Annotated in this window: 9 protein-coding genes and 1 pseudogene; 7 read left to right on the top strand and 3 right to left on the bottom strand. The window is 33.6% G+C overall.

The window, feature by feature from the left end; translation table 11 throughout:
• The coding region (locus BLP68_RS20845; RefSeq protein WP_176759142.1) for a transposase at positions 1 to 233 on the bottom strand (233 nt) is incomplete at its 3' end.
• A 224-nt stretch (positions 234 to 457) separates the two neighbouring features.
• On the opposite strand from BLP68_RS20845, the gene BLP68_RS20840 reads away from it, so the two are divergent.
• From BLP68_RS20840 to BLP68_RS20815, 6 genes are all read left to right on the top strand, one after another.
• Entirely contained in the window at positions 458 to 1,150 is a 693-nt protein-coding gene (locus BLP68_RS20840) for a YczE/YyaS/YitT family protein (RefSeq protein ID WP_176759141.1), read from the top strand.
• 129 nt (positions 1,151 to 1,279) lie between these two features.
• Positions 1,280 to 2,977, top strand: a complete 1,698-nt coding sequence (locus BLP68_RS20835) for a glycosyl hydrolase family 18 protein (RefSeq protein ID WP_176759140.1) — start codon at positions 1,280 to 1,282, stop codon at positions 2,975 to 2,977.
• Between the two features lie 392 nt (positions 2,978 to 3,369).
• Entirely contained in the window at positions 3,370 to 3,975 is a 606-nt protein-coding gene (locus tag BLP68_RS20830) for a TetR/AcrR family transcriptional regulator (protein WP_091547656.1), read from the top strand.
• 50 nt (positions 3,976 to 4,025) lie between these two features.
• Positions 4,026 to 4,880 carry an ABC transporter ATP-binding protein gene (locus tag BLP68_RS20825; RefSeq protein WP_091547655.1) on the top strand — a complete coding sequence of 285 codons (855 nt, stop codon included), beginning with the start codon at positions 4,026 to 4,028 and terminating at the stop codon, positions 4,878 to 4,880.
• Complete coding sequence (locus BLP68_RS20820) at positions 4,877 to 5,566, top strand: fluoroquinolone export ABC transporter permease subunit (protein ID WP_091547653.1); 690 nt, start codon at positions 4,877 to 4,879, stop codon at positions 5,564 to 5,566. The genes BLP68_RS20825 and BLP68_RS20820 overlap by 4 nt, the downstream gene beginning before the upstream one ends.
• A gap of 5 nt (positions 5,567 to 5,571) precedes the next feature.
• Positions 5,572 to 6,270: a hypothetical protein gene (locus tag BLP68_RS20815; RefSeq protein WP_091547652.1), complete on the top strand. Its 699-nt coding sequence runs from the start codon at positions 5,572 to 5,574 to the stop codon at positions 6,268 to 6,270.
• A 61-nt stretch (positions 6,271 to 6,331) separates the two neighbouring features.
• Here BLP68_RS20815 and BLP68_RS20810 read toward each other — a convergent pair whose 3' ends face one another.
• Positions 6,332 to 6,760 (bottom strand): aspartate carbamoyltransferase regulatory subunit, encoded by a 429-nt coding sequence (locus tag BLP68_RS20810; RefSeq protein WP_091547650.1) that lies wholly within the window; start codon positions 6,758 to 6,760, stop codon positions 6,332 to 6,334.
• Entirely contained in the window at positions 6,760 to 7,689 is a 930-nt protein-coding gene (gene pyrB, locus BLP68_RS20805) for an aspartate carbamoyltransferase (protein WP_091547648.1), read from the bottom strand. The genes BLP68_RS20810 and pyrB overlap by 1 nt, the downstream gene beginning before the upstream one ends.
• A 441-nt stretch (positions 7,690 to 8,130) precedes the next feature.
• On the opposite strand from pyrB, the pseudogene BLP68_RS20800 reads away from it, so the two are divergent.
• Positions 8,131 to 8,314: pseudogene (locus tag BLP68_RS20800) on the top strand (IS1634 family transposase); the annotation flags it as partial.

Here is an 8,314-nt window from a genome sequence, read left to right as displayed (position 1 = left end):
CTTCTTTCAGAACGAATACCGTAAAGGTACTGAAGTAAAGTCATTTTAAAAAGAACTACTGGATCAACAGATGGACGTCCATTATCATGACAATACAATTCTTCGACTTCGTCATAGATAAAACTAAAATCAATGTATTTATCTATTTTTCTTAGTAAATGGTCTTCTTTAACTAGCTCTTCGAGCATAACAAACTCATAAGAAGTTTGCTTATCTTTAGCTTTAGTAAGCATAATTCATCACCTCATTATACATATTCGACATCGATTGGATAAATCCTTTTTGAATAAAAAAAAATCCACCCTTTTCAGGTGGACTTTGTCAACAGTCTCACTGTCCTTAATAGGACAGTTTTCTTATTATATGAATTCTTCTTTAATAATTCCACTAAAATGTGTATAATTATAATATAAAATAATATTTCGATACACTAAAAACTATAGAAAGAAGGATTTCAGTGGAGAAGGTAATAAAAAATGAATGGTTGGAATTGATGAAAAAAATGCCCTCACTTTTCTTTGGCTTCATATTATACGCAATGGGCATATTACTAATGAGAGATGCAGGAATGGGAATGAATCCATGGGGTGTATTTCATATGGGGGTTGCTAATCATACACCATTAACCTTGGGTCAGGTAACCCAACTGGTGGGACTAATTATACTACTATTATCATTTTTACTTAAAATAGTACCCGGCTTTGGCAGTGTTGGAAATATGATTTTTATAGGCTTTTTCATTGATGTAATTGATAGCTTAAATATAATAAATACTCCTACAACATTATTTGGTAGAGGGCTTATGCTGATTATTGGGGTATTTATTTCCGGCTGGGCAACCTATTTTTACCTTCAAGTGAGACTTGGTGCTGGACCTCGAGATGGGTTAATGGAGGGGTTGGTAAAACTTACTGATAAACCTGTTTGGTTAATTAGAGGAATAATAGAATTCACTGCATTAATAACTGGATTTCTACTGGGAGGACCCGTAGGAATAGGTACATTGATTACTGCCACCACTATAGGTTTTTCAGTTGAATTTGCTTTTAAGATAGGAAAATATGATTCAAAGAAGGGTGTTCATACAGATATTGTTCAATTATATAAAATGCTTAAAGGAACCCTATCACCAGAAGAAGTATCGCAATAAGTAAGATATAAGTGGTACCATTTGGACCTTTTGAAAGTAAAAAAACTCCTGTATAATGAAATCAGGAGTTTTTTTATAAGATACATAAGCAGGAGGTAATACCTCCAGAGAATGAGGGGGCGCATCAATATGAAGAAGGGAATATTATTTTTGATCTGTTTAGTTGTTCTTATTATTGTGGGAGCATTTGGATTTTCCCTTATGGTAGAAGGTAGTCATTTTCAGTATCAAGAAGGAACCGATACTTTAATTGTAGATAATGAATTAATTCAAGGTAGAACAATAATCGATGGGAGTGATGTATTTGTTGCCATTGATATAGTTGATAGATTTATATATCCTTTTGTTGATGTTATCACTGAAGAAAAAAGGTTCTTCATACCTTCGAAATTAACTGAATTTTATTTTGAAAATAGTGAGTTAGATGAATTTGTAAAACAAAAAGATTTTATCATGAATTTTAATTTGAAGGAAGAAGAAGGTAATTATTATTTACCATTGGCCTTTCTACAAAATCTAATAGGTATTGAAGTGAATTATATAGAAGAAAGTGGACTTGTTATTATTGATTCCATAAACTCTAATGGTTTTATAGGACAAGCAATTGAAAAAATTAATGTTTTACAGCAGCCTAGACTTGTGTCTGGCAAGGTGACATCAATAAATACAGGTGAAACTGTAAATATTTTTAGTCAGTCTGGAAACTATTACTTTGTTCGCACACTAGAAGGCAAATTTGGATATGTACGAAAAGATAAGCTTGAGGTAGAGAATGAGGATCTCAGGGGACAGGCTGAAAAGGCATTTAAAAGTAGAGAAGAATGGCAGCCTGAGGGGAAAATAGGATTGGTTTGGGACTATGTACATCAGTTTTCCAAGGATAGGCGAGGGGAAGAAAAGTTAGATGCGATAGATGTTGTATCCCCAACCTGGTTTAAGATGACTGATTCTGACGGAACATTGATGAATAAAGGAGACAAAAACTATGTTGTAGATGCCCATGAAAAGGGATATAGGGTTTGGGGGCTTGTTACCAATAGCTTTGACCCAGATATGACCAGTGAGTTTTTAGCCAGCCAAGAGGCACAGGAGCATTTTATAAGACAAATCCTTTTCTATAGTGGATTATATCAATTAGATGGTATAAATATTGATTTTGAAAATATTCACTATAAAGATAAAGATACATTTACCAGTTTTGTTGAAAGACTTACTAATAAGTTAAAGAAAGATAATCTTGTAGTATCCATTGACGTTACGATACCTTCCACCAGTCCAAATTGGTCGATGGTATACGATCGTGTTAAATTGGGAGAAATTGTTGACTATGTGGCAGTAATGACCTATGATGAACACTGGGCAGCCAGTCCAAAGAGTGGCTCTGTTGCATCAATCGGTTGGGTTGAAAGGGGTATTCAAAAGACATTGGAGCTTGTGCCTAATGAAAAGGTATTATTGGGGCTACCCTTTTATACAAGATTATGGGAGGAAGAAAAGATTCCGGGTAACAGGGTGAAGGTTTCCTCTAGGGCCTATGGTATGGATAAAATCAAAGAAATATTAGTAGAAAATGATGCGGAAATTGATTGGGACGAAATAACAGGACAATACTACTCAGAGTACGAAAATGATGGTAAAACCTATAAGGTGTGGCTGGAAAATGAGAGATCCTTGGCATTAAAGACCACCCTTGTGGAAAAATATGATTTAGCTGGAATTGCAGCCTGGCGAAAAGATTTCGAGCATGAAGGAGTATGGCCTGTTTTAGCCAATATGATTAAGTTTGGTAAAACCTATAATCAAATATTAGTGGAATTGAATAAATAGAATTAAGTAACAAAAGCATCTGCCTCTAAAACAGATGCTTTAGGTTGTAGACAAACTCTGATATTTTCAAAACTACGTAAATCTGCTCAGAACCGAGTCTGGAATGAGCTAAAGATAATCAGGAGCTTTCAAAACTCGCTTTCGCTCAAACAGTTGAAAACTCTTGCCTGATTATCTTCGCGCTCTTTTCATTCTAACCTCCAATGTATTATGCTGTGGTCTATCTCTCAGGGGCTAATGTACTTATCATTTACTTAAGTTTTAAAAATCGAGTCTGTCATAAAAACATTACCTTGTCTTCAGTCTGAAGCATCTGCCTCTAAAACAGATGCTTTTGTTATTGACAATATATGAAATACTTGTTAAAATCAAAAAAGGGCAGGTGATTTTTAATGCAAATTAAGAAGGATGAAATAAGACTTAGTATACTAAAGGAGGCAGAAAAGGAGTTTTTAGAAAAGGGCTTTGAAGGCGCTTCCTTAAGGAAAATCGTAAAAGCAGCCGGTACCACCATTGGGAATTTTTATAACTATTTTGAAAGTAAGGAACTCCTCTTTGAAGAGTTGGTAGAAGAGGAATATAAAGGATTTATTTACTTCATCAAACACCATAATAATATCGAGAGACCCGATTACCTTTGGGAAACTACAGATATAGGACAATGGCGTAGTGTGCTGTCGGAGGTTACTAAACATATAATACCAGTTTTTACCGATAAGATTACATTATTAATTGAGGGGAGTAAAGGAACCAGATTCGAAAACACAAAGGAGATATTATTAAAACTTCTTAAGGAGCACTTTATTGAGCATTTAGAACGATTTAAATCGGATTACATTCATATTGAGATTGCAGATATTATTGCTGAACAATTTTTAAGTGGAATTCTTTTGATTATGAAAAAATATAAAGATGAAGAACTAAGAAAACAACTAATAACAGAACATGTTCTTATATACTTTATTGGTACGATGGGATTAATGGGTGAATGGAAATAAAAATTTTTAACTTAAAAACGATCGAGTGATCACTAAAGGGGTGTAATATTATGATTAAAGTGTCAGGCTTGGAATTTTCCTATGAAAAAGCAACAAGCAAGGTTATAAAGGGGATAGACTTTCGTATAAAAAAAGGAGAGATTTTAGGATTTTTAGGACCAAGTGGAGCTGGTAAAACTACAACACAAAGAATTATTATAGGTCTATTGCAGGGTTATAGAGGTAGTGTAGAAATAATGGGTAAGGAAAGAAGGGAGTGGGGACAGGAATTTTACGAAAAAATTGGTGTAGCTTTTGATTTCCCAAATCTTTATCTAAAGCTGACAGCTGTAGAAAATTTACAGTTAATTGCCTCATATTATCAAAAAAAGCCTCAAAGTATTGATTTGTTATTGGAAAGGGTGGGGCTACTCCCAGATAGGGATAAAAAGGTTGAGGGCTTTTCAAAGGGGATGAAGATGCGCTTAAACTTTATTCGTTCCCTACTTCATGACCCTGAACTATTATTTTTCGATGAACCCACCTCTGGTCTTGATCCCTTAAATGCTAAGATTATTAAAGATATGATTTTAGAATTGAAGGCACAGGGAAAAACGATTTTTTTAACAACTCATAATATGACAGTAGCAGAGCAGCTGTGTGATAAAGTGGCCTTCATAGTAGAAGGTGCAATTTCTGTGATTGATAGTCCAAATGAACTAAAGGTTAAATATGGCACCCATACCATGAAAATAGAATATTACGATGGAGATCGAACTAGAATAGAAGAATTTCATATGACAGAAATAAAGAACAATCAAAGAGTTTTTGAGATTTTAAAGACCAAAAACATTAAGACTATTCATAGTCAAGAGGCAACTTTAGAGGATATTTTCATTAAGCTTACAGGGAGGGAGCTTATATGAGGATATTAAGTGCATTAAAGGCAGATATGAAATTTCAATTTAAGCAGGGCTTCTATCTTGTCTATGTAATATTGACCTTGTTTTACATGATTTTGATTAGTCAGCTTCCTAATGGATTTACCAGCTATGTAGTGCCTATTGTTGTTTTTACCGATCCATCCTTTGTAGGCTTTTTCTTTATAGGTGGTATAGTTATGTTGGAAAAGGTACAAGGAGTGTTGCAGTATCTTGTTGTAACACCCCTTAGGCCTAGAGAATACTTAATCTCAAAGGTGATTTCCCTTGCATTTTTAGCAGAAGTAGCTGGTTTTGCCATAGCATTAGCAACTTACAAAGAGAGCTTTAACTGGATTCTATTGTTTTTTGGAATATTTTTAACATCAGTATTTTTTACTCTATATGGGTTTATTGTAACCAATGGCTGTACAACAATTAATCAATATTTAATTAAGATGGTTCCCTATATGCTTGTTTTGACTATACCAACATTATTGTACTTTTTTATTCCTAGCATATGGATTTTACAGCTATTACCAAGTATTGCTGGGTTTAAATTGGTGTACGGTGCATTTAATGGAATAACAACTATTGAAGTGATGGGATATATATGCTATTTAATCTTAGTAAATAGCTTAATCCTATTGAAGGTTGAAAAGTTTTTCATTAAGAATATTATTAAGGGGTGAGTAAAATGATTATATCTACTTCCTTTAAAGCAGATTTAAAGACTATTGTAAGGGATCCTATTTTAGTAATGTTCTTTATACTACCAGCATTTTATCCTGTATTGTTCAAATCATTAGTAAGCTTTCTTACTCCAATTGTATATGAACATTTTTCATTGGACTTAACAGATTATTATGGATACATACTTTCTTTAAGTATCCTTATGACCCCATTAATGTTGGGACCCGTTGCTGGATTCTTAATGATAGATGAAAGGGATTCTAGGATACAGGAGCTAATAAAAATCACTCCCATAGGTTTTAAAGGATATATTACAAATAGGCTAATGCTCCCCTTTGGTGCCAGCATTTTTTATTCAATAGCAGCCTATTTCATTATGAATATATATCAGGTAAGCTTACTTCCACTTTTGATAAGTAGTTTTTTAGCAGGGCTACAGGCAGTATTCATAGGGTATCTTTTATATAATCTAGCTGCCGATAAGGTTCAAGGGCTTACCTATGCTAAAGGCTTTGGTATATTCAGTATAATAGCCGTGGCAGATATATTTGATATAAGATGGTTTAGTACAGTTGCTGCTTTAACACCATTTTATTGGATTCCTAGACTAATTGTTGATTTCAACTTATTTACAGTAATTGCATCATTGATAGTAAATATAGCCTATTTATTGATTTTATTTATTGCTACAAAAAGGCAATAGATAAAATTCCGCAATAAAAAACTACATTTCCTTGGAAATGTAGTTTTTTTATAACTCTACTCTATAATTTATACTCAGTTAATTCTTCACAATAGCTACATCTATACTGAATTTTACCGTTAGGTACTAGCGTAAACTCTGCCTCCGCATAATCGTCAACGGATGTTATGCAGCGTGGATTTTTACACTTAAATAGACCCTTGATACGTTTAGGAATATTGATGTCCTTCTTTTCCTTTATAATAGAATTTTCGATAAGATTAATAGTAATATTTGGGTCGATCAAACCTAATACAGTTAAATCTATGTCTAAATGGTCTTGGATTTTTATAATATCTTTAGTACCAAGTCTTTTGCTGGATACATTCATTAATAAAACAACTGGAGTGTTAAGCTTATCTAAATTTAGCTTTTCAAATATTTTAAGTCCTTTTCCTGATGTAATATGATCTAAAACAATACCATTTTCTATTCCTGCAACCTTTAACATTATATATCCACCCCCAATAAAGATGCCATTAATGCCATTCTCACATATACTCCTAGTTTTGCCTGTTGAAAGTACTTAGCTCGCGGGTCTTCGTCAACATCATAGCTAATTTCATTCACCCTTGGTAATGGATGCATAATTAACAGGTCTTCTTTACTATTCTCAAGCTTTTTTCTAGTTAAAATATAACTATCCTTTAGCTTTACATAGTCTTCTTCATTAAAGAAACGTTCTTTTTGGATTCTGGTCATGTAGAGAATATCAATGTGTGGAAGGTGTTCATCCAATGAAGTTGTTTCGATGATTTCAACCTGATAATTTTGAATCATTTCTTCTTTAAGATGATAAGGAATCCGCAGCTCTTCAGGAGAGATTAAAACGAAGCTAATACCTGGAAAGCGGCTTAAGGTTTTAAGAAGAGAATGAACGGTTCTACCAAAGAGTAGATCCCCACAAAAAGCCACTTTAAGATTTTGTATTTCTTTTTTATAGTTTTGAATAGTAATTAAATCTGTTAAAGTTTGAGTAGGATGCTGATGCCCACCATCACCTCCGTTTATTAGAGGGACAGTCGAAAATTGAGATGCCAGCAACGGAGCACCTTCACGAGGATGACGCATTACAAGTATATCTGCATAGTCATCCATACAACGTATTGTATCAGCTATACTTTCACCTTTTTTTACTGAGCTTGTATTGGCATCAGAAAAGCCAAGTACAGTTCCACCCATTTTTAACATTGCAGATTCGAAGCTTAATCTTGTTCGCGTGCTTGGCTCGTAAAAAAGTGTTCCAAGGATTTTTCCTTTGCATATTTCTGTATAATTTTGTGGATTGTGGTAAATCTTTAAACCAAGATTAATAATTTGTTGAATTTCTTCAAGGGTAAAATCATTCGGATCAATTAAATGTCGACCTAATAAGTTCATATATATTCCTCCCTTTCTTTGTTGCGGGAGCCTACACTCCCTTTTTAGCCTCACAGGACCAAATTAAAGGCAATAAATAAACCCCTTCAATCCGTAGACTAAAGGGGTGTTTATACATTGTATACACCAAAGAAATAGCTTGTTTAAGCTAAAGCCCTTTTCAGTCTCACGGGACCGATTTAAAGGTATATTTATCTTTAACAAAATATATCATTTTTAACGGGTAAAGTCAAATGATATTTATTAAATCTATAATAGTTGAAGATAACATACCTATAATTTTATTATGTTCCTTCCCGAGTTTTACACCTAATAATTAAATGATAAAACACCAATCCTGGTAATACTAATGTGTACTAGGAATTTTTTATGTCAAATTTTATACTTTTATCTGTTATTCTATGTTGTTCTATGGTATAATTGTATTGGGTGATGATTATTATGTTCTTAAAAAAAGATAAAAGACCAAACGGCCGTGTTTACCTATCTATCGTTGAAGGGTTCAGAGAGCCTGGTACTGGTAAAACCAAACAAAGAAAAGTTAAAAGCTTGGGGTATTTGGATGACCTTGAAGGTAAATACGATGATCCCATTGCCTTCTTTACTGAATTGGCAAAAGAAATGT

Source organism: Alkaliphilus peptidifermentans DSM 18978, assembly GCF_900101495.1.
GTDB classification, from domain to species: Bacteria; Bacillota; Clostridia; order Peptostreptococcales; family Natronincolaceae; genus Alkaliphilus_C; species Alkaliphilus_C peptidifermentans.
The sequence above is the reverse complement of the archived record's forward strand: the minus strand, read 5'-3'. Positions and strand labels throughout refer to the sequence as shown.

Bases quoted from the DNA above. Each gene is read 5' to 3' on its own strand.
- BLP68_RS20815 (WP_091547652.1), top strand. From the start codon at position 5,572: ATGATTATATCTACTTCCTTTAAAGCAGATTTAAAGACTATTGTAAGG.
- BLP68_RS20810 (WP_091547650.1), bottom strand. From the start codon at position 6,760: ATGTTAAAGGTTGCAGGAATAGAAAATGGTATTGTTTTAGATCATATT.
- pyrB (WP_091547648.1), bottom strand. From the start codon at position 7,689: ATGAACTTATTAGGTCGACATTTAATTGATCCGAATGATTTTACCCTT.
- BLP68_RS20830 (WP_091547656.1), top strand. From the start codon at position 3,370: ATGCAAATTAAGAAGGATGAAATAAGACTTAGTATACTAAAGGAGGCA.
- BLP68_RS20820 (WP_091547653.1), top strand. From the start codon at position 4,877: ATGAGGATATTAAGTGCATTAAAGGCAGATATGAAATTTCAATTTAAG.
- BLP68_RS20825 (WP_091547655.1), top strand. From the start codon at position 4,026: ATGATTAAAGTGTCAGGCTTGGAATTTTCCTATGAAAAAGCAACAAGC.
- BLP68_RS20835 (WP_176759140.1), top strand. From the start codon at position 1,280: ATGAAGAAGGGAATATTATTTTTGATCTGTTTAGTTGTTCTTATTATT.